The organism is Bacteriovorax sp. Seq25_V, from assembly GCF_000447795.1.
Lineage (GTDB): Bacteria > Bdellovibrionota > Bacteriovoracia > Bacteriovoracales > Bacteriovoracaceae > Halobacteriovorax_A.
Genome location: NZ_AUNI01000019.1, coordinates 133,133 through 153,026, shown reverse-complemented (window position 1 = coordinate 153,026; position 19,894 = coordinate 133,133). Strand labels below are relative to the sequence as shown.

The 19,894-nt window shown below is 36.2% G+C and carries 20 protein-coding genes and 1 tRNA gene; 9 read left to right on the top strand and 12 right to left on the bottom strand.

What is annotated here, in order from left to right; genetic code table 11:
• Positions 1-3: 3 nt before the first annotated feature.
• On the bottom strand, positions 4-279 hold the full coding sequence (locus tag M900_RS12150; protein WP_021275143.1) for an RNA-binding protein: 276 nt from the start codon (positions 277-279) through the stop codon (positions 4-6).
• 226 nt (positions 280-505) lie between these two features.
• Between M900_RS12150 and M900_RS12145 the strand changes: the two genes are divergently transcribed.
• From M900_RS12145 to M900_RS12115, 7 genes are all read left to right on the top strand, one after another.
• Positions 506-2,131, top strand: coding sequence for a M23 family metallopeptidase (locus tag M900_RS12145; RefSeq protein WP_021275236.1), 1,626 nt, complete (start codon positions 506-508; stop codon positions 2,129-2,131).
• Positions 2,131-2,883 (top strand): hypothetical protein, encoded by a 753-nt coding sequence (locus M900_RS12140; RefSeq protein ID WP_021275131.1) that lies wholly within the window; start codon positions 2,131-2,133, stop codon positions 2,881-2,883. Before M900_RS12145 ends, M900_RS12140 begins: the two co-directional genes overlap by 1 nt.
• 108 nt (positions 2,884-2,991) lie before the next feature.
• Positions 2,992-3,378 (top strand): response regulator, encoded by a 387-nt coding sequence (locus tag M900_RS12135; protein ID WP_021275253.1) that lies wholly within the window; start codon positions 2,992-2,994, stop codon positions 3,376-3,378.
• On the top strand, positions 3,375-4,880 hold the full coding sequence (locus M900_RS12130) for a hypothetical protein (protein WP_021275099.1): 1,506 nt from the start codon (positions 3,375-3,377) through the stop codon (positions 4,878-4,880). Before M900_RS12135 ends, M900_RS12130 begins: the two co-directional genes overlap by 4 nt.
• Positions 4,881-4,891: 11 nt before the next feature.
• A complete protein-coding gene (locus tag M900_RS12125) occupies positions 4,892-5,146 on the top strand; it encodes a hypothetical protein (protein WP_021275211.1) in 255 nt (84 codons plus the stop codon).
• A 63-nt stretch (positions 5,147-5,209) separates the two neighbouring features.
• The gene (locus tag M900_RS12120; RefSeq protein ID WP_021275168.1) at positions 5,210-5,869 is read left to right on the top strand and encodes an SIMPL domain-containing protein; all 660 of its coding nucleotides are present in this window, start codon (positions 5,210-5,212) and stop codon (positions 5,867-5,869) included.
• Between the two features lie 14 nt (positions 5,870-5,883).
• Positions 5,884-6,219 (top strand): hypothetical protein, encoded by a 336-nt coding sequence (locus M900_RS12115; protein ID WP_021275046.1) that lies wholly within the window; start codon positions 5,884-5,886, stop codon positions 6,217-6,219.
• Here the strand turns inward: M900_RS12115 and M900_RS12110 are convergent.
• Together M900_RS12110 and M900_RS12105 are read right to left on the bottom strand one after the other, a co-directional pair.
• Entirely contained in the window at positions 6,194-7,966 is a 1,773-nt protein-coding gene (locus tag M900_RS12110) for a DEAD/DEAH box helicase (protein ID WP_021275073.1), read from the bottom strand. The two genes, M900_RS12115 and M900_RS12110, sit on opposite strands and share 26 nt — an antisense overlap.
• A gap of 290 nt (positions 7,967-8,256) precedes the next feature.
• A complete protein-coding gene (locus M900_RS12105; protein WP_157680650.1) occupies positions 8,257-10,326 on the bottom strand; it encodes a hypothetical protein in 2,070 nt (689 codons plus the stop codon).
• 136 nt (positions 10,327-10,462) lie between these two features.
• Here M900_RS12105 and M900_RS12100 point away from each other — a divergent pair, with 136 nt between their 5' ends.
• Positions 10,463-10,978 carry a DUF3365 domain-containing protein gene (locus M900_RS12100; RefSeq protein WP_034732591.1) on the top strand — a complete coding sequence of 172 codons (516 nt, stop codon included), beginning with the start codon at positions 10,463-10,465 and terminating at the stop codon, positions 10,976-10,978.
• A gap of 16 nt (positions 10,979-10,994) precedes the next feature.
• On the opposite strand, the gene M900_RS12095 is transcribed toward M900_RS12100, so the two are convergent.
• The 3 genes from M900_RS12095 to M900_RS12085 form a co-directional block, all read right to left on the bottom strand.
• Entirely contained in the window at positions 10,995-12,239 is a 1,245-nt protein-coding gene (locus M900_RS12095; protein ID WP_021275126.1) for a hypothetical protein, read from the bottom strand.
• Positions 12,240-12,341: 102 nt separating this feature from the next.
• Positions 12,342-12,420: transfer RNA gene (locus M900_RS12090), tRNA-Cys, on the bottom strand.
• A gap of 109 nt (positions 12,421-12,529) precedes the next feature.
• The gene (locus tag M900_RS12085) at positions 12,530-12,835 is read right to left on the bottom strand and encodes an HU family DNA-binding protein (RefSeq protein ID WP_021275111.1); all 306 of its coding nucleotides are present in this window, start codon (positions 12,833-12,835) and stop codon (positions 12,530-12,532) included.
• A 257-nt stretch (positions 12,836-13,092) separates the two neighbouring features.
• Between M900_RS12085 and M900_RS12080 the strand changes: the two genes are divergently transcribed.
• Entirely contained in the window at positions 13,093-14,778 is a 1,686-nt protein-coding gene (locus M900_RS12080; RefSeq protein ID WP_021275152.1) for a hypothetical protein, read from the top strand.
• On the opposite strand, the gene M900_RS12075 is transcribed toward M900_RS12080, so the two are convergent.
• The 6 genes from M900_RS12075 to tgt form a co-directional block, all read right to left on the bottom strand.
• The gene (locus M900_RS12075; protein WP_021275217.1) at positions 14,775-15,407 is read right to left on the bottom strand and encodes a hypothetical protein; all 633 of its coding nucleotides are present in this window, start codon (positions 15,405-15,407) and stop codon (positions 14,775-14,777) included. The two genes, M900_RS12080 and M900_RS12075, sit on opposite strands and share 4 nt — an antisense overlap.
• Positions 15,400-16,326 carry a protein translocase subunit SecF gene (secF, locus tag M900_RS12070; RefSeq protein ID WP_021275049.1) on the bottom strand — a complete coding sequence of 309 codons (927 nt, stop codon included), beginning with the start codon at positions 16,324-16,326 and terminating at the stop codon, positions 15,400-15,402. Before secF ends, M900_RS12075 begins: the two co-directional genes overlap by 8 nt.
• A gap of 20 nt (positions 16,327-16,346) precedes the next feature.
• Positions 16,347-18,059, bottom strand: a complete 1,713-nt coding sequence (gene secD / locus M900_RS12065; RefSeq protein ID WP_021275058.1) for a protein translocase subunit SecD — start codon at positions 18,057-18,059, stop codon at positions 16,347-16,349.
• Positions 18,060-18,162: 103 nt separating this feature from the next.
• Positions 18,163-18,408 carry a twin-arginine translocase TatA/TatE family subunit gene (locus M900_RS17990; protein ID WP_021275226.1) on the bottom strand — a complete coding sequence of 82 codons (246 nt, stop codon included), beginning with the start codon at positions 18,406-18,408 and terminating at the stop codon, positions 18,163-18,165.
• Positions 18,409-18,410: 2 nt separating this feature from the next.
• Positions 18,411-18,752 carry a preprotein translocase subunit YajC gene (gene yajC, locus M900_RS12055; protein WP_021275061.1) on the bottom strand — a complete coding sequence of 114 codons (342 nt, stop codon included), beginning with the start codon at positions 18,750-18,752 and terminating at the stop codon, positions 18,411-18,413.
• A gap of 9 nt (positions 18,753-18,761) precedes the next feature.
• The gene (gene tgt, locus M900_RS12050) at positions 18,762-19,892 is read right to left on the bottom strand and encodes a tRNA guanosine(34) transglycosylase Tgt (RefSeq protein WP_021275206.1); all 1,131 of its coding nucleotides are present in this window, start codon (positions 19,890-19,892) and stop codon (positions 18,762-18,764) included.
• Positions 19,893-19,894: the final 2 nt, after the last annotated feature.

Here is a 19,894-nt window from a genome sequence, read left to right as displayed (position 1 = left end):
GGACTAGAATCTTCTTCTTGGTCCGCGATCTTTCTTTTCTTCCGCGATATTTACTCTTAGGTCTCTTCCGCCTAGCTCTTTACCGTTTAAAGTAGCTACAGCTTGTTCAGCTTCTTCAGCTGAAGACATTTCAACAAATCCAAATCCACGGCTTCTTCCAGTTTCTCTGTCCATGATGATTTTAGCAGAGTTTACTGTTCCAGCTGCAGAGAAAAAGTTTTTAAGATCTTCTTCTTTAGTGTTGAAAGAAATGTTGCCTACGTAAAGTTGTGATCCCACTCAAACCTCCAAGTGAAAAACGAAAAAAGGAGGCTTGCCTTGATTCGCCAAAAAATAATAAATTCGATGCTCCTAAATACCTTGAATTTAAATCAGTGTCAATTTAGGTACTTGAAAAAGCGTCAATGAAGGAGAAGAAGTGTCTAAAAGTTTAACATAAATAAGGATATAAATGACTAATATTATGTGAACCAAGATGGCTTACTTATTGCATCATTCGGATATTATGAAAAATAAAATAGCAATAACTACATTAGTAACTTTAATGGCAATCACCTCCAATGCAAATGATGGAGCTCCTATCTATATATGGGATAATCAACAGGGACTAATTGATGCTCGCCACTGTCACATTGAAGAGGCTCAAAGTATACCATTTGCTATCTCAAGCTATTCGGGAAAGAAATCTTCACAAACTGAAAACCTTAGAAATTATAATAACGTCAGACAATCACATCTCGTAATTGGATCATTGATTAAAGAGATTGATGGCTACGCGAAGAGTAATTATAAGAATATTCAAATCGTCGGTCGCAATAGAATTGACAACCTAAAATATACACGCTGGTTTTCAGAACGCGGCGATAAAGGTTATCTCTACAATCGAAGTATTAGGCCAGTGGAAGATTTTATTATCAGTGTACCAAATCAGGAGAGAATACAGAATCTTATCGTTCTTAATAATAGTAATTACCAATATCTCAATTGTGGTAATGAACGAAAATATTTTGTCTTTAAAAACTACGAAAGTATTACAAGTAAATCACATAATCTTTTAGTAGGGATTTCGCCTGAGGAAAATGATTTTCTAGCAGAAGTAAAAACTCTACCCATTGAAGATTCAAATAATGATCATCTTAAGAACTCTTCACTACACGAGGACGATGTGATATCGGAATCTATGCGCGCGAGTACAGCATCATCATTAGAAGAGACTGCAGCAATAAACGAAGAAATGGAAATTAAAATTGATGAAATACTAGATTTTAATCCAACTGCAGTGCTTGCAAAACAAGAAACGATACTTGAAGTTCCTGAAGAAACTGTCGACTACGATGTGATTTGTCTTCCAAATGATGTTCTAAATGTCAGAGATGATTCTCTTGAGCGTGTGTTATTTACAGCATCAAAAGGAGAAGAGGTACAAAGATTTCAAAGTTTTGATCCTTCTCAAGATACGCAAGAAAAAGAAATCAATGGCGTGAGTTATGAATTTATAAAAGTAAAATTTTCAACAAGATCTGAAAAAGATCAGACAATTGGTTGGGTCGCAAAGAAGTTTGTGCTACCAGCGAAGAAGTGTCGCTACATTGGAGAAAAACCAAAGAATGATTTAGAGAAAGATATTTCAATAACTGGAATTGATGATGAGAAATGTTGTAACTTCCCTACTGTGGAAAAAGTAACTCACTCATTTACATCAGGGATGAGAAGATTTGGTGCCGGAAGAGGTAGTGGAACGAGAACGCATGCAGCGTGTGACCTTTATCGCTTTAAAGATGAGCCGATATTAGCAGTAGCTCCAGGAAAAGTAATACAAAACCTTTATTACTTCTATCAGGGAACGTACGCCCTTGAAGTTAAACATAGTGGTGGATTTGTTGTAAGGTATGGAGAGCTAACCGGCGATGTACCAAGTGGAATTCGTGCAGGAGCGACTGTAAAGATGGGCCAAAGAATTGGATATATGGGAGTTGTTAACTCTAACTGCTGTCGTCCGATGCTTCACTTTGAGCTATTTAAAGGTGACCACAAAGGACCTCTATCGACGACAGGTAATAAGTATAGAAGAAGAGGCGATTTAATCGACCCAACATATTATCTACTAAAATGGGAAGGAATGAATTTCTAATGAAAAGAAAAATACTACTCTCCCTTGCAATAGCTTTAGTAGCCTACGTACTTCTCGGTCGTACAAATGATCAAAGGATTAAGGCCGATCATGAAAAAGTTGAAACTCACTTGAAAGGTATCGATGGCCTAGATGTAGGTGATCAAAATAAAATTGCTATCATTGCCAAAGAAATGTCTGATGATCATCAACATAATAAAGAACAATCAGTTGATAATAATGAACTACAGCTTGATGACTTTATTATTGAAATCGAAGATAATGCTCAGACTCAGAGTCTTTCTTCAACAGTTAATCTTCTTGCTGAAGTAAATCTTTCACAGGTTGATCTTACAGCAATGGCCCTAAGCCTAAAGGATCTGGGGTTATCGCCAAAAATAACAAAAAGTGAAAACTCCGACACTGGCGCAATGAAGGTTTTAAGCTCGACAAGTTCCATTCCAGGACTACGCTACTTTCATGCTCAGGTATTTAATGATAACGGGAAGGAATTCATACAACACGTGTCTTTTGAATATCGTCCGGGAGAAAAATCATTTAAAGAAGTAGTTACGAGCTTGGTGAAAACATATGGTCTAAATAAACGTCCTGAAGTTTTATCTGAAAATTTTGTGCTATGGAAACTTGATAATGACCATATTCTATGGGCAAAAAAACTTGGCAAAGAAGAATTGCTAAATGATCCAATCTATCCACATGATGAGAATGATATAGGGACGACAAAGGTCGCTATAGAGCAAGAAATTCATTAATAATTTCAATGTCTTTTGTAATTAGAAGCGAGAGAGCGAACAAATCCTCAAATACTCTTCATAGAATATTCATACTTGTGAACAATAATTATCCTAATAGAGGTAATTATGACAAAACACCACGTTCTCGTTGTAGACGATTGTGAAGATGTACGCTTCTTACTCTCATTGAGGTTACAAAACTTAGGTTTCGAAGTTTTAGAAGCTGTCGATGGTCACGATGCACTTAGTATTATTGAGGAAGATTATGACAAGGAAATAGAAATCATTCTCCTCGATGTTATGATGCCTAAAATTTCTGGCCCTAAACTCATACAAATTATAAAAGAGAGGTATGAGGGAAGAAACATAAAGATAGTTTGTATCACCGCTCATTATGATGAGGATATTGAGACTGACCTACGTTCAATTGGAGTGGTCGACGTTATAAAAAAACCGATAAAAGGAGGAGTACTAGATAAAAGACTGCGAACAATAATTGGAAGCGCAGCATGAGATCAAATCCCACAAATGGAATTATAATTTTTAGCACTCTCCTATTTGTTCTTATTGGAGTTCTTGGTCTGGTGATTTGGACAGGTGATAATTTTACAATAAAAGAGATGTCATCATTAGCGGCGACAAATAGGTCGATAAACTCTTACTTTGGCGCCATCATTACAGTCATGGCACTTATTGTAACTCTAACCTCTAATCTCTACAGCCCCCATCTTGCTCGGTTATTTGTTTCACATCCTCTGGCAATTGGGTCTATATGCTTCATGCTTATTACAAATTATTTTATTACAATATCACACTTGATAAGTAGTGATCATCGATGGTTTCAACTTATTTCTTTTATTTCTTTCACCCTTACAATAGTGGCGACCTTTTCAATCATTCCTGTGCTCTATTTAATTTCAAAGTTTATTCGACCATCATTTTTTATTCCCTTAACAGGTCAATACGCATTAAAAGAACTTAATAAACTGTCGATTGAGAAGTACACAGATAAATATGTAAAAAGAACTAAAAATTTTTTTTCATATATTGATGTGATTTCAAATATGGCCTCAACCGCTATTCAAAGAAAAGACAAGTCAGTTATTCGCCTAGTTATTAATGAGCAATTTAATTTGTTACGAGAACTTATTGAGGAAAAGAGTAAAATCAATGAAAGAAGCTGGCGCAATAAGAACTTTCATTTCTCCAATGGACTTTCAGAGGAGGGGAAATATCATCTCAAAAAAGAGAAAATGTGGCCAGAAGCCTATATAATTTCAAAAGTTCTTGAGCAGACTAAAACACTTGGGAAGAATGAATCAGATCTCCTTCCATTAATATGTCGTGAAATGACAACGACTAATGACATGTGCATTAATCTTCACGAAAAGAAAATTAGTAGGCTGATCATTTCCACTCTAAATTCAATGCTAAAAGATGCACTTGAGTCTAAAAGTCCAACTAAGTTTAATTATATCTCCTACTACTACAGAATGAATATTGAACTACTTATTGAAGAGGAGGATCTTTGCCGCCAGGCAATTCATTCTTTTCTTCACTATGGACTTTTGGCAAGAGAAAGTGGCAATCATCGTTTTGCAAAGAGTTTTCTCTATGATCTTGGGCGTATTATTCATTACCTATCATTTGACGACGAAAAAATGTCACTTGAGCTTTATGAGAGTGATATTAAAGAAACATGGAAGGCTTTTCTTAATTCTAACGAAAGAATACGTCTGCATACCCTAAAATCGATTGTGAAGACATTTTGGATTCTATACTCCCAAAATTACTACTACTTAACAGCAAAGATTAAAAATGACTTTCTCTCTAATAACCTTGAGCATGCTATAATACTAAAGAATTTATTGAGGAATGACGATCCTCTCGATAAGGAGTTTAACGATACACTAGTAAGTGTTGAGACGCTATCAGGTATGCCAAAATCATTAGCGAAAGACTTTCTTAGTGATTTTCCTGTTGATTTACCATCACAATTACAAGAATTGGGTTGAAGGAGATAATTATGTCTAAAGTATATTTAACAATTTTATTCAGTTTAAGGACATTTGCTGCAGTTGATTATTATCAAGCACACGGTGACTTGGACTATAAAAAAGAAATTGAAATGCAAATCGAGACAGATTATGACTCGCCGGTTACCCAAGCAGATGTTATCAATATCATCCCAGAAGCTCGTACACCTGCACAAGAAGATGCAATGAAAGTTCACGATATTGTTGAAAGTCGAAGTGAAATGCTTAGAGATTATTCCGAATAGACAAGATTACATATCAATACTAAAATAGATCTGTAGACCTCTACTTTAATGGAGTATTTTAGTATGAAAAAGTGCCTAATCACTCTCGCTATAATGATTAATTGCCAAGCAGATATTTCAGTCGTAGGAAATGGTGCCGTTAGTGCTGCTCCAGATTTGTCTAAACTAACCTTCAAAGTAATTACAAAAGAAGCTGATGCCAAGAAGTCACAAGAAAAAAATACCAAGAAAATGAATAAGGTTATCGAGGATTTAAAATCTAAATTCTCCCTTGAGACACAAGACTTGAAAACCACACATTATTCACTGAACCCACGCTATCAATACCTACAAAATCAGCCACCGAAACTTATTGGAATGGAAGTCGTCAATGAGATGACTATCACAATTGATGAGCTTGGAAAAATCCCAGATATAATCAATTTTCTCAGCGCAAAAGAAGTTAGTGAAATTGGCTCTATTCAATTTCAAATCAAAGATAAATCAGCACTTGAAAAAGAAGCTTTGAGACATGCTTTCAAAGATGCTAAAGAGAAAGCAGAAGTTCTAGCAAAACAAGCGAAACTATCTATTAATAATGTAAAGGCCATATCAGAAAATGTTTCAACTTATCAAGGTCCTACACCTCTTCGTATGGAAGCGAAAATGATGGCGAGACCAACAATTGAAAGTGGAGACATCACTGTTAATGCTAATATTAGTGTAACATTTAAGACAGATTAATTGATGGAGAGAGAATGAAGAATTTACTTTTAATAATCACCCTACTTATTTATTCTCCAGTAGTACGTGCTGAAGATGGTGAATATAACGAAGAACCTCAAGATAGCTACTCTAATTCTTATGAAACACCAAATGAAGACCCTGTAGATCAAAAAGCAGCAACAAAAGAAACTCAAGATCCAGCAAAGGCCTTTAACTCGATCAATAATAGTGAAAATAGCGACGATGATGAGGATTACGAGTCAGAAGGAGATTCAACAACATATGACTCTGGAATGAGTAACAAAATTGAAAAAGACTTTGAAGTAGAACAAGAAGATGATGTTAATCTTGAGGAGTATGACGATTAATCATCGCCTGCGATAGCTCTTCAATAAATACTTTCTCTGTAATCTTCCAAAACTTGTCCTGCTTGCGAGCGATAACAAAAGCAGGCATTCTAAATCGAGACTGTTGACTAATGACTTCCTCGACACTCTTAATTCCAAGATTCATTTCAGGCCGTTTGAGATGAGTGCGAAGGAAGTTGATATTAAATTTCTTTAAGTTTGACTCACCTTTTAAATAATGATGTTCACTTAAAGACTCTGCATCACAATCATAATAGCGCACTTCCAGAAAACTATTTCCATTCTTATCCACACGCTCTGCCATTGTAACAGTATCGGGACGTAAGACATGGGCATTCTTAGAAAGTTTCGCTTGCTTTAATTTTGAATCAGCATCAATAAGAATCGTCTTGCACTTCTTGCAATCTCTGGCCGTCACATCGTTCTCATAACCACATTGATTACAAATTTTAAAACGAAACTTATAACCACACGGAATGAAGTCATAAGTACGAGGGTCGTGACTTCCTCCTTTACACTTTCGACCAAAATGCTCGATGACTTCACCATCAAGATCAACAACGCCCCAAAAATCATTTTGGTGTGCACATTTAGGGCATTCAACAACGACAGGAACGGTCTCTTTAGATGGTCTCTTATCGCGAATCTGCGGGGTATAAATATTATGTCCCATACCGGTATAATCGAGAATAAAGCAATCCTTCTTTTTCTCATCTAAGCGTAAACCACGTCCAATAATTTGTTGATATAGACTCACCGATTCGGTGGGGCGCAAAATTGCAATAACGTCGACATGGGGAGCATCAAAGCCAGTTGTTAGAACAGAAACATTAACAAGATACTTAAATTTACGGGCCTTAAATTCCTCAATAATCACATCTCGCTGGGCATCGTCAGTGTCACCAAGAATAATTTTCGCCTCGCCTGATGGCAGATAATCAAGAATCTCTTTTGCATGATTCACAGTACTACTAAAAATCATCACTCCCTTACGATCGTAGTGTTCAGTGATATCGATAATATTTTTTATGATAAGTGGAGTTAATCTCCTTTGCCCTTTTAAGATATTCTCAATTTGGGCAACAGAGTAAGGACGGTCTGATTCACCTAACTCAGAAAAGTCATAAGAGGTCACAGGTATGTCAACTTTGACTGGCGGAGTCAGAAATTTATTGTGAATCATGTACTTCAGAGAAAGCTCGTAAACACACTGTTTAAAAAAGCGCTGTTCTTCAGTTTGGATAATACCAAGGTGACTGTAATTGTAAATCCATCCAAGTCCTAAACGATATGGCGTTGCAGTCAGACCCAGAATACAAACACTTGGGTTGTCCTTTTTAATTTCACGAATAACTTGTCCATACTGACTATCTTGATCAAGACCTACACGATGGCACTCATCGATTACAAGTAGAGTAAAATCTTTAAAAAAATCTTTCTCCGCTCTGGCAACAGATTGAATACTTCCAAAAATAACTTTTTGATTTACTTCCTTTCGATTAAGCCCTGCTGAAAATATCCCGGCCTCAAGATCGTAACTAATATACTTTTGGTAGTTTTGCTCAACGAGTTCTTTAACGTGTGCAAGGACCAAGACTCGACCTTTGGCGACACGTGCAAGCTCTGCAATGACGAGACTTTTTCCTGCTCCAGTAGGAAGTACAATAACTGCAGGCTCACGTCTTTTCTTGAAGTAATTAATTGTATTATCAACGGCTTCCTGTTGATAATTTCGAAGCGTATACATAGCTTAAATTATAGCTTTGTGATTCTGAGGTGTCATTTGAAATGAACTAAATAATACCCAATTTCGTAATGGCATCCTTTTTTTTAATGAAAATTGCTTAACAAGAATTTGTGACACTCTTTGCTTAAAAGATAGAACTGTGTTTATATCCAATGTGCGAGAGCAGATAATCTATGGAGTACTGAAGTTTGGAACATCGCCCAAGGCCACTGTCCTAAGCTCACTAACAATCTTGGCCTTTACTATACTTGCCATAACCTGCCTGGGCCGACATCAACCGTCTGACTCCATTAACATGGAGGACTGTTAAAATTAAGTACAAAGTATTGTGTATCAGGATCCGAAAGAATTAAATCGTATCCATTCTTGGCAGTAACGAGGAAGTCCAGAACACCATCTCCATTGAAGTCACCCATACGATATATAGCAGTATAAGAATCACATAACATGCTGGACCCAGGAGTACCATTGGGGTCACAAATATAAGCACCAAAATAAAAACGACCTGAACTTGTGTTAATGCTAAAGTTACCAGTGCCAGGATGTCTTTGTATATTATAATCATTATTCATAAAGTTTATATTTAACAATTCAGAGTCTTTAGTGAATAACTCATCTTCTTTGATGTTTTCAAGAACATGAATCTTAGCATCAGGATTATAAACAAAAGGTAATTTGAGATGTGGATTAAGTTCGAGGTTAATGGCAAATTCACAATCTATCACTTTCTTAGATAATGGATTGTCTGCAAAGAAGTCATATCGTTTTGCCGGAATAGAATTATTTGCTTCACCAATTTTAATAGAACTAACCTTCACGAGATCAACAATATTAAAATACTGATCTAAACATAATAAGTTATCAATCAATAACTTCCCTTTTTCTATCTGTGGCCAAATTTTAATTTCACCAATCCCCGCATAAAGAAAGGAATCCTTTACAATTAACTCCTTAGATCGAGGGACACCGAGTTCAAAGGCCTTTATTTTACTATCAATAGATTTATGTTCAATTACATCTGTATTTTTAGGTGTTACTTTATTTTGTTCAACGTGAAAAGAAGGCGAAGAGTTTAAGGCTTTATCAATGTCCATACTAACAGAATTATTAAGGCTTTTTTCTACGGTGTCCCTTGGTGTAACATGAAAATCTTGTTGATGTCCTAAAGTGATTAAATCATAAGTATACTTAAAACGACCATCAGACATCTTCAATGACCCAATTAACGAGTTTAACGTATTATATTGCTTCACTCTATCTTCATCATGATAATACTTAGCAATTTCGGTACCAAGCCATAAGAGATTTTCTGTAGCTTGGATAGGATTATCGATTCTATCCTGATATGAATTTAAGATATCGAGTTTGTTATTACTAAGGTGAAAATATAAAATATAGTTCTGGCTTTGCCATGCATACTCACGTAACGACTTGCCATATTTCTCAACTCTAGTATCACCATTGAAGTCTACATGTCCTTTTTTATTGCGCCCGAGACTATTGAAAGATTCAAGATTTAGAATATGATCAGCAGACGCAAGAAAGTTCAACTTCTTTTCAGAATACATTTCAAGTGTAATTAGATTATTCAAATATGAGTCAGAGAAGATAAAAAACCTTCTTTTCCTAATTAAGTAGTCAAAAAATGTTTCATCATCAAGATACTTAATATTGAATATATCTAGGCCTAGTTTTAAAAAGCTATATAAAATGAAACCATTATCCCTTTTAAATATTTCTTCACAAATATATTCAACACCTCTATCATCAGACAAAAAATTATAAGGAATTATTTTTTTATGTATTAAGTCAGTCACCGTTGGTATTTTAAAAATAAAATCTAATTTATCTTCAATTTTCTCCCAAGCATACTTCAAAAATTCGTAACGCTTATAATGTCTTCCAGTCATAAAAATGAATTCATAAAGACGATCTAATTTTTCTCCGTGATACCTCAATCTCATGATTTTAAAAATTTTCATAAAGAAATTAAGATTATTCTCTCGCATTGAAAAATATAAAGCATTTGAAAATAGAACATCTTCTTTAAAGGACGAGTATAGAAGAAAAAAAGCAAGCATATTCTTTTCAAATTTTATTGGCAGGTAGCCAATAGAGCTAGAATGGTAACGTTTAATGTCACCACTTGCAGGTTCGTCTGTTGCATTATTTTTTATGTCTTTTATATAAAATTTAAATTTTTCGAAATCACCCTTAATTAGCGCTTTATTTACATCTTCTCCTAAACAGGGAAGAAACGAATCAGGCTTGAAGTCAATAGTACTTATCTGACATGCCTGAATCAAAGACGCCTGTAATATACAGAAGAAAAATGCTATACGAAAAAATAACCGAATCATGAACAGTCCCTATTATAGTTATACGTAAATATCGGATAGATATTCGGGCACATATAGATAATTTTTCTTTACATTGACGATGATCATAGAAATGAGTCTAGCTTGAGTGATAAACTTAAAGGATCTTGGAGGATTAATGAAAAAAATTACAATTATCGCTCTTCTTATACACACAACCTCAACCATGGCCATCGAAGACGCCAAGGCCCTTCAGGCGGTTAAAAAGCTTGGGATGGAGCTTAAGGCGAAACTTAGCGCAGGAATGAAGAAATCCCCTACTGAGGCCTTAGAAACCTGCCATCTTGAAGCTTCAACTATAACGAACTCCCACACTAATGCAGAAATTAAAATTGGTCGTGTGAGTGCTAAGAATCGCAATCCTAACAATATGCCTAAAAAATGGATGGAAAATTATATTAGTGATTTTCAGACGAAGAAAATCAAAAGTCCTTATATCGCAGTTGATATCGATTCTAAACATCGCGGTCTTTTGATGCCAATAGCGACAATGCCAATGTGTCTTAAATGTCATGGTGATAATATCGAGGCGGATCTTTATAAAGAAATTACCAAGCGCTATCCAAATGACAAGGCCACTGGTTTTAAGACTGGAGATATCCGAGGCTACTTCTGGGCAGAGTATGAGAAGTAATCACTAAGCTCAAGTTCTACTTAAACTTCGAAAAGTAGCTATTGCAAGCAAAGTCGATGCTCTCTTTTGAGAGCTTATTTGGCTTGTTATAAAAGCTATTAAAATCAACAATGTGAGAAAGGAGATCTCTTGCATGACAACCTCGAACATCCCTTTTCTCTTTTATAAAATAGTGTTGAACTAGATACTTAAATGCTTCATCATTGTACTTTATATTTAACTTTACACACTGACCTTTAAATAATTCATTGAATTCATTAACTGTAGGTGAAGTAATCTCAATTTTATATTTTATCCTTCTCAAGAAAGCATCATCTCCAAGATCCTGTGGCTTAAGATTTGAGGAAAACAAGAGCATTTGATTAAATGGAACTTCAATTTTCTTACCTGTTACCAATGTCAAATAATCAGTTTTCTTTTCTAGAGGGTAAATCCAGCGATTTAATAGCTCCGTTGGAGAAACTAGTTGACGTCCAAAATCATCAATTAAAAACACTCCGCCATTTGCTTTTAACTGGGCCGGAGCTTCATAGTATTTAAATTCACTTTTATAAATAAGATCTAACATTGGTAGAGTTAATTCCCCTCCAACAACAACAAAAGGCCTCTGAACCTTGATCCATCTTGGATCCGTCGTATCATAGCTGATAGGAATATGAACTTTCTCATCAAAATATTTGATAAATTGTCCATCGATCATCAAGCAATAGGGAACATAGATATAATCATCAAATGAGTTTATGACTTTTTCTGCAATCATAGTTTTCCCATTCCCAGGCTCCCCAAAGAAGAGAATTGGCCCACCGGAATTAATAGCTGGGCCGATCTTTGAAAAGTAATTCTGATTAAGAATCATATCGCCGAAAACACTTTTTAGCTTTTGTTCATCTATTTTTCGTGTATTGATTTTTTTCTGATCAATTACCTCGATATAGTCTGTTAAACAGACAGGGGTTGGACCAACATAAGGGCGAACATTAAATATTTCACCGGCCCTATCTCTCCCCTTTGGCGTCAGGTCAAAGATCATCGATGAATAGCCACCAATACCTGAAACAGAACCAATGACACCAACAAGATCCCTCTTTTTTAAATCAATAAACTCTTCTTCAAGAATGCCAAAACTTACCTTCATAAGATTACTAATTTCCTTTCCAGAAATTGCACCTTGAACATAAATCATTTTAAGAATCAATTCGTGAATGAACTCTTTAGAAAGCCCTAAGTCGGACAATTTTAAAATCTGTTTTATCGTGGCCATTATTTCTTTTCGGTACACAACTAGAAAACTACAGTAATTATTGAATTACTTTTTCGACAAAAAAAAAGCCAACTCAAAGGTTGGCTTTTTTAAAATAAAATTTGGAGGTCAGAATCGGATTTGAACCGATGAAAACAACAGTTTTGCAAACTGCGCCGTTAGACCACTCCGGCATCTGACCAAAGATTATCAAAGTAAGAATGATTCTAGTTATTTAAGATGATAAGTCAAGAAAATTAGAAGAAAATTTAGGCCTAATGATTTTCGCACTAGGCCCAAATATAATTAGATTATGCTTCTCTAATAACGTATTTATCTTTTCCAGCGTCAACCATTTCTCTAAGTTCTTTACCTACTTTGAAGAATGGAACTTTCTTAGGTGGAACCTTAACAACCTTACCAGTCTTAGGATTACGCCCTTCATACGCCTTGTAATTTCTGTTAGCAAAAGAACCAAAACCTCTGATCTCAATTCTCTCATCGTCAAATAGCGCTTTAATCATGCTATCAAAACAGATGTTAACAACTGTCTCTGCTTGCTTGTGAGTTACATTTGCTTGTTTTTCTAGTGCTGCGATTAGATCTGCTTTTGTCATATCTCTCCTCCCTCAGGGAATATCAATTCTAACTTGTTGTAGTTACTAAAGCCCTATCGGCTAAACGGCTAAAAACATTAATTATTTCTTCATGCCAACTAAATTTCTCAAGAACTGTTCAGCTAACAATAAGATAATAACACCTAACCCACTGATTTCACAAGAAACATAATAAAGTAAGTCTAGATACATATAAAGATGCCCTAAAATTAAAGAAACCTTAATAATCTTACGAAACTAATTCGTAAGGATAAATTATGAAAAAGATTTTTATAACACTACTACTTTTAAATTTTGCGGCCTGTATTCCTGATGGAACACGAAGAAGGCTGACGTCAATATCTACAGGTAACGCCATCACAACTTGTGATGACTCATTCTTTGATTATGAATCAGGCGACACATGTCAAAGTGCTTGTGACACAGAAACACAACAGGAAGCTACAGACGAAGAAATATCCGAGATCGTCAACAGCACTGACGTTACAGATGATATCAAAGAAATTGTTCAAACATCAAAAGGTGTTTGCTTACCAAAGGCGACAATTCCAACTAGACCAAGTAATTCAATTTTTATCAATGGAGACTTCTGTGTTTGCAAGGCCGGTAAAGTTGCTAGTGTTAACGCCGATGCCAGCTGTGCTTCAACGTGTGCAACAAAAACAGATGACTTTGCAAAACTCTATGGTTCAGTGACAGTTGGTCCACTAGTTTCAGGAAATGATAATTTCAAAAACCTTTATGGCTGGTGTACAAATTCAATTGATAACAATCAAGTGAATAACCCAAGCTGTCAGTTAATTCTTAGAAACACAAATAACGAAACTATTCCAATTAATATTGAAGTTAATTCTGGTTCAAATAGATTTAGCGTTCCGCTAACAAATGCTTCTTTTGGAGAGACCTACTCATTTAAGATTCAAGAAACCGGAACGCAAGTAGAATTTGCAACCAGTGATATCAAACAACTTCGCATGAAGGAACCTGAGGATGATAGTGGTATCGTTCTTGATGATGAACTACACTTAACGTTAATAAATCAGTATACATGTATTTTAAGAACAACAAGTGTTAACGAGGCCACAAGTCAAAACTTCTATGTGGACTATGCAAGATATCACTATTATCAACAAGCAACATCAGCAATCCTTCCACTTGCTCCAGGAGCTGCGACAAGAATCTTCTGTCACGACTATGTCAAAGAAGGAAATGCAAATGACAAGGTTCAATATGCGAGACTTGAAACAATTCCAGGACACTTCACCGTTTGGGATGTTCAAGATCCACGCTTCTTAAAAGACGGGGACAATCTTACAGTCGATTTTCTAATCAGAGAAAAACTTCAAAAAATGGGTATTTCAAATCCAACTTTAAAGAGCTACTTTGGAACGATCAGTGCATGTGTTGCCCCTGACAGCGCAGATAATATTTGTGTTGGTCCAGATATTCTTGGGTATGTCATGACGCCTTTTACAGACTCGACAGGAAAATCATTCTGTCCAGGAGAGAATGAATATAATGATCAAACAAAACCTGAATTTGTAGCAATCGGTGAAATTGTAGGTACCCCAACAGAAGGACTATATTTTGCAGAAGGCGAAAGAGAGGTTGTTTCTATTACAAATAATGATGGTTCAACAAGTGAAACCGAAATTCAAAGAGACTTACTTCTTATTAGAGAAAATATCTTGAAGAAAATTTGGTTCCATCTCAACTCTAGTGGTGTTCCATACAAACCAACATCATCTACAGAGAGACAGGCCACTTACTTCTACTGGCCACCAAATTACGATACACCTTTCGTTCAGCAAAAAGGTTTCCAAAAGCTATATACAGTAAAGGGACCAACAGAGGTCGGAACAAATGGTAGGACAACACAAGTTCCATCAACACTTATTCCACATGACAGAAAGGCTTATTGCGTACCAGCGACGTCTAACTAAGAAAGAAAAACCTTCTTAAAAATCTTATAAATTGGATTTAGGTATTCTCCATAGAAATGGACCAGGATACCTATTCGCACTCCCCAAAGAATTAGACTCTTTAAAAAGTAGCGACCCAGTCTTTTAAGAATTCCTTGGCCACTTTGAATTAAAAGCTTCTTTAAAATAAAGCTTAAAAGGAACGTACCAAGCATCCATAGACCAGCTTCTTTTAGCTTCTCACGGTCATGAAGGATTTTTGAGGCCTGTGGCAAGGCTTCCTTATCTTTCATCAGTGTGGCCACAAAAGTCAGAAGTTTTGGAAATGTCTTAAGAAGCTCATGAAGCATACTTCCCTTAGTCTGATCAAGAATGTCAGCTTCGATATCTTCAATAGTCTTATCTCTAAATTGCTCCTGAATTAGTGCAAAGGTCTTTTCAAGTTGCTTGGGATCAATCTGATTTTTTTTAACGGCATCAGGATTGGCGTATTTTTTTTGTAGATCTTTTACAGCATCAACCATTTCTTCTGACTGTGCTTGTAACTCTTCGTAAGTCTCATCAACAATATCAGACTGTGCAAAAACAGAGGGACTACAAAGTAGCCCCATCTTTAAAAATATAAGAAGTGTTAAAACAAACTTATGCATTCACCGTTCCTGTGCTTGCTTCTGATTTCTTTCTATACTTATCAAAAACAAGAGTAATAGGAGCTGCAACGAAAACAGATGAGTAAGTACCAATCACAACTCCAAGAGTAAACGCCATAAAGAAATCTCTAATTGCAAGTCCACCAGCTACAAGCATCGCAATCGATACAAATAGTGTTGTTCCAGAAGTTAGAATAGTTCTAGAAAGTGTTTCATTTGTTGCATTGTTAATATGCTCAACAAGTTTCTTTCCAACAAATTTCGCCTCATGCTCACGTACTCTATCGTAAACAATAACCGTGTCGTTTACAGAGTAACCAATAACCGCAAGGATCGCAGCAACAGTTTGTAGCGTAAACTCTGTTCCTGTCAGTGCAAAAACACCAAGAACAATAGTTACGTCATGGAAAAGAGCGATAATAGCACCTGGAGAATATTTAAAATCAAAACGGAGACCAATATAAACCATGATAGCAAGAAGTGCCCAAAGCATTGCAAGGAAACCAGACTGTCTAAGTTCTGCTCCGGCCTTTGGACCTACAATATCAACTTTTCTGATCTCAACACCGTCTTTCCAGTGCGAAGTTAGTGCAGTTGTTACCTGCTCAGTTACTTGATTTAAATTTTCTTCATTACCTGGAACTTTAATTAGGTATTCATTAGATTCTAGTTCACCAATAGATTGAACAGTAATCCCATTGAAGCCAGCACTTGAAAGTTCACTTCTTAATTTATTTAAGTCAACTTTCTCAGTGAATTTAGTTTGAAGCTCCGCTCCCCCTCTAAAGTCAACTCCGTACTTCATCTTCGTTAATATAAGACCAAGTGAAACAGTAACGAGAATGGCAGAAAGAATTGCGGCGTACTTAAACATACCCGCAAAATTTATTTTTGTATTACTTTTAATTATCTGAAACATATATTCTCCTAAATTTATAACTAGATACTAAGATCTTGTCCCTCAACTTTGTTCATATAGAATTCAAAGAATAATTTCGAAACAAAGTATGATGAGTAAACAGTTGCAAAAATCCCGATTAAAAGAGTAATTGCAAAACCTCTAATTGGACCAGTACCAAAGTTTAGAAGACAAATCCCTGCAAGCGCAGTCGTGATGTTAGCATCAACAATCGTCCAGAAAGCTGACTCAAAACCACCTTCAACGGCCTTATAGTATCCAACCCCACTTCGTATCTCTTCTCGAATCCTCTCGTAGATGATGATATTCGCATCAACCGCCATACCAACAGTAAGAGCAATCCCTGCGATACCAGGAAGAGTTAGAGTTGCCTCAAGACCAACGAGCATTGCTAAAATGATCATAACGTTTAGACCAAGAGTAACAATTGCAAAAAGACCAGAAACTCTGTAGTAAACAAAGATAAACGCAAATACTAAGATACAACCAATCATCCCAGCAAATCGAGCTTGATCAATTGAATCATGTCCTAGAGATGGACCAACAGTTCTTTGCTCTTGAAAATCAAGTTGAACAGGAAGAGCCCCTGCTCTAAGGACAAGAGCTAAGTCTTTTGCCTCTTTAAGTTGTGCATTATAGTTTCTACCACCAAGAGTGATTGAAGCTCTACCATTTGGAATTTTACCGTTGATTCTTGGTGCTGAGTAAACATTACCATCTAAAACGATGGCCATCAATTTACCAGTATTTTCACCCGTGATATCAGCAAAAATCTTTGCTCCACGAGTTTTAAAAGTCATTCCAACTTCTGGTTGGTTCTGCTGATTATTAAACTGAACTCTTGCATCCTCAAGATCATCACCTGTCAGGCGAGCACTAGACTCAAGAACGTAAGGAACCATTTGCACTTCAGCATTTGGATCAACAACATTACGAGCTCTTTCAAATGCTAAAGTATAACCCTCTGGAAGATCCGTTTTTAAAGCTTCATTAACTGATCTTACATAATCAGAAAATCTTGCGCCTTTCTTAAACTCAATTCCTTGTGCTTTAACTTTATCTAACCAAGCTGTAATTTGAGTCATTGGAACATCAGAGTTAACCATTCTAAACTCAAGCTTAGCTGTTTTTCCGATAAGTTCTTTTGCTCTATCGATGTCTTTAACTCCTGGAAGTTGAACAACGATTCTATCAGTTCCTTGAGAAACGATTTCTGGTTCAGTTACACCAAACTCATCAATTCTGTTTCTGATAACTTCAATAGATCTTTTAACAGATTGTTCTTCAATATCTGTCTTAAGTTTTTTTGTTAGAGCTAACTGAACAGTTGAAGTTGTCTCACCAGTGATTCTTAGGAAACCATTATAGTTATCATGAACCATTGTTTTAACTGCTTCGATGTCAGAAGCGTTTGTGACATTTAAATTAATCTTCGGATCAAGTTGATCTGACTCATCAAGTGCACCAACAGTAAGAGTAATACCCTTATCGTCTTTAATTGCGTACTCAACTCTTCTCGCATAACCCTTTACCTCATCCTTGTAGACTTTCTTAAAGTCAATTCCAAGAATCATGTAAAGACCACCCTGAAGGTCAAGACCTAGATTAATCTTAGACTTAATTGGGAAATTATCAGTCTCTTTAAAATCGAATGCCGTTGGAATAATCGAAATCCCTGATATAACCACGACAAAAAGAAGGAACACAAAGCGATACCACCAGCTTCTTTTCATTAAAAACTCCTAAATCTTTGGGGAAAACCCTCAGTAATGAAATAAACTCTTAAAATTATAGGAGCATTAAAGTCGAAAAAGCAAGAAGCGAAATTTTCTTTTTTTAATTCTGATCTTTTCTGTCAACTTCTTCTTGCGTAGACGTTGCTTCGATTTTTTCTTCAGATTTTTTTGACTCGACCTCAGGCGTTTCATTTAACGAGTTCATGAGATCGTTTTTGGCCTTGTTGAATTCACGAATGCCCTTACCCAAGCCCTTTGCAAGCTCCGGTAATTTTTTTGGACCAATAAAAATTAAAGCTATCGCTAAAATTAATAGTGTTTCGCCACCACCAAGACCACCAAACATTTTTATTTACTCTCTTTTTTTTCAAATAGCTTACTTGAAAGGCCTGCGATTTGAGATTTTAAAACTTTTAGTTTTACACCCTCAGAAACTTCAAGCGTTATTACTTTTTCAGTAATTCCAACAACAGTTCCTAAAAGACCTGACTTAGTAAAAATCTCATCACCTTTTGTAAGAGCATCTAAAAGTTTTTGTTCCTCTTCTAATTGTTTTTTTTGTGGTCTTAACATTAAAAAATAGAAAACTACAAAAATTAGTACTAGAGGCGCAAATTGCATGAACGCAGGTTGCTTAGCTGCACTTGCTGCTTCTTGAGCAAAAGCACTTGAAATAAATAATTGCATCATATAATTCTCCTATGGGTTGGCCCATCTCTTCGAGTTGTATCTTGTTGTAAAGGTTTTATAATACTCTTCAAAAGTTTCGGCAAGAATATTCACTCGCGCCTGCTTCACCATGTTAAGCATAAAGTAGAGATTGTGATAACTTATCAACTGTCCAGCAAGGAACTCTCCCGTCGTATAAAGATGTCGTACATACGCTCTCGAGTAGTTTTGACACACTTTGCAGTCGCACTCTGGATCCGGCGGCAATGTATCCTCTCTAAATCTTAAATTTTTAATATTGAGCGGCCCGTCAGTTGTCAAGAATTGTCCGTTACGTGCATTTCTTGTCGGAAGCACACAGTCAAACATATCAATCCCGGCCCTGATACCATTTAAAATATCAATCGGCTTACCAACACCCATCAGGTAACGCGGTTTATTTTCTGGCATCGTATGGCCGAAGTTATCGAGAAATTGCACCATCTCATCGTTTTTCTCACCAACTGAAAGTCCACCAAGAGCAAGCCCCGGGAAATTCATTTCCTCAAGTCTTTCCATGCACTCAGTACGAAGGTCATGGTGTAGACCACCTTGGATAATTCCAAAAAGATGCTGATGCTCTTTAAGTTCATAATCTTTACATCTCTTCGCCCAACGAAGCGTTAACTCCATCGACTCTCGAAGCTTTTCCTTTGTCGCCGGCAGGGCCGGACACTCATCAAAGGCCATCACAATATCTGGACCAAGCGCTCTTTGTATCTCCATACTTTTTTCTGGCCCAATTAAATGCTTAGACCCATCAAGATGAGAGCTAAAAATTACACCATCTTCAGTTACTTTATTAATGTCTGACAAAGAAAATACTTGATAGCCACCAGAGTCAGTAAGAATCGGCTTTTTCCAATTCATAAAACCATGAAGGCCACCACCAACTTTTTCAATCAGCTCATGTCCAGGTCTGAGGTATAAGTGATATGTGTTTCCTAGAATAATTTGCGCGCCAATTTCTTCTAGCTGGTCTTGCCACATGCACTTAACAGTTGCACGAGTTCCAACCGGCATAAAAATTGGTGTTTGAATTTCTCCATGAGCAGTTGTGATCGTACACGCACGTGCCTTCCCATCAACTTTTTCAACCTTAATCATTTTGTGTTCAATCATTT

Coding starts and splice junctions, on each gene's coding strand:
- M900_RS12145 (WP_021275236.1), top strand. CDS start 506: ATGAAAAATAAAATAGCAATAACTACATTAGTAACTTTAATGGCAATC.
- M900_RS12140 (WP_021275131.1), top strand. CDS start 2,131: ATGAAAAGAAAAATACTACTCTCCCTTGCAATAGCTTTAGTAGCCTAC.
- M900_RS12135 (WP_021275253.1), top strand. CDS start 2,992: ATGACAAAACACCACGTTCTCGTTGTAGACGATTGTGAAGATGTACGC.
- M900_RS12130 (WP_021275099.1), top strand. CDS start 3,375: ATGAGATCAAATCCCACAAATGGAATTATAATTTTTAGCACTCTCCTA.
- M900_RS12125 (WP_021275211.1), top strand. CDS start 4,892: ATGTCTAAAGTATATTTAACAATTTTATTCAGTTTAAGGACATTTGCT.
- M900_RS12120 (WP_021275168.1), top strand. CDS start 5,210: ATGAAAAAGTGCCTAATCACTCTCGCTATAATGATTAATTGCCAAGCA.
- M900_RS12115 (WP_021275046.1), top strand. CDS start 5,884: ATGAAGAATTTACTTTTAATAATCACCCTACTTATTTATTCTCCAGTA.
- M900_RS12110 (WP_021275073.1), bottom strand. CDS start 7,966: ATGTATACGCTTCGAAATTATCAACAGGAAGCCGTTGATAATACAATT.
- M900_RS12105 (WP_157680650.1), bottom strand. CDS start 10,326: ATGATTCGGTTATTTTTTCGTATAGCATTTTTCTTCTGTATATTACAG.
- M900_RS12100 (WP_034732591.1), top strand. CDS start 10,463: ATGAAAAAAATTACAATTATCGCTCTTCTTATACACACAACCTCAACC.
- M900_RS12095 (WP_021275126.1), bottom strand. CDS start 12,239: ATGGCCACGATAAAACAGATTTTAAAATTGTCCGACTTAGGGCTTTCT.
- M900_RS12085 (WP_021275111.1), bottom strand. CDS start 12,835: ATGACAAAAGCAGATCTAATCGCAGCACTAGAAAAACAAGCAAATGTA.
- M900_RS12080 (WP_021275152.1), top strand. CDS start 13,093: ATGAAAAAGATTTTTATAACACTACTACTTTTAAATTTTGCGGCCTGT.
- M900_RS12075 (WP_021275217.1), bottom strand. CDS start 15,407: ATGCATAAGTTTGTTTTAACACTTCTTATATTTTTAAAGATGGGGCTA.
- secF (WP_021275049.1), bottom strand. CDS start 16,326: ATGTTTCAGATAATTAAAAGTAATACAAAAATAAATTTTGCGGGTATG.
- secD (WP_021275058.1), bottom strand. CDS start 18,059: ATGAAAAGAAGCTGGTGGTATCGCTTTGTGTTCCTTCTTTTTGTCGTG.
- M900_RS17990 (WP_021275226.1), bottom strand. CDS start 18,408: ATGTTTGGTGGTCTTGGTGGTGGCGAAACACTATTAATTTTAGCGATA.
- yajC (WP_021275061.1), bottom strand. CDS start 18,752: ATGATGCAATTATTTATTTCAAGTGCTTTTGCTCAAGAAGCAGCAAGT.
- tgt (WP_021275206.1), bottom strand. CDS start 19,892: ATGATTGAACACAAAATGATTAAGGTTGAAAAAGTTGATGGGAAGGCA.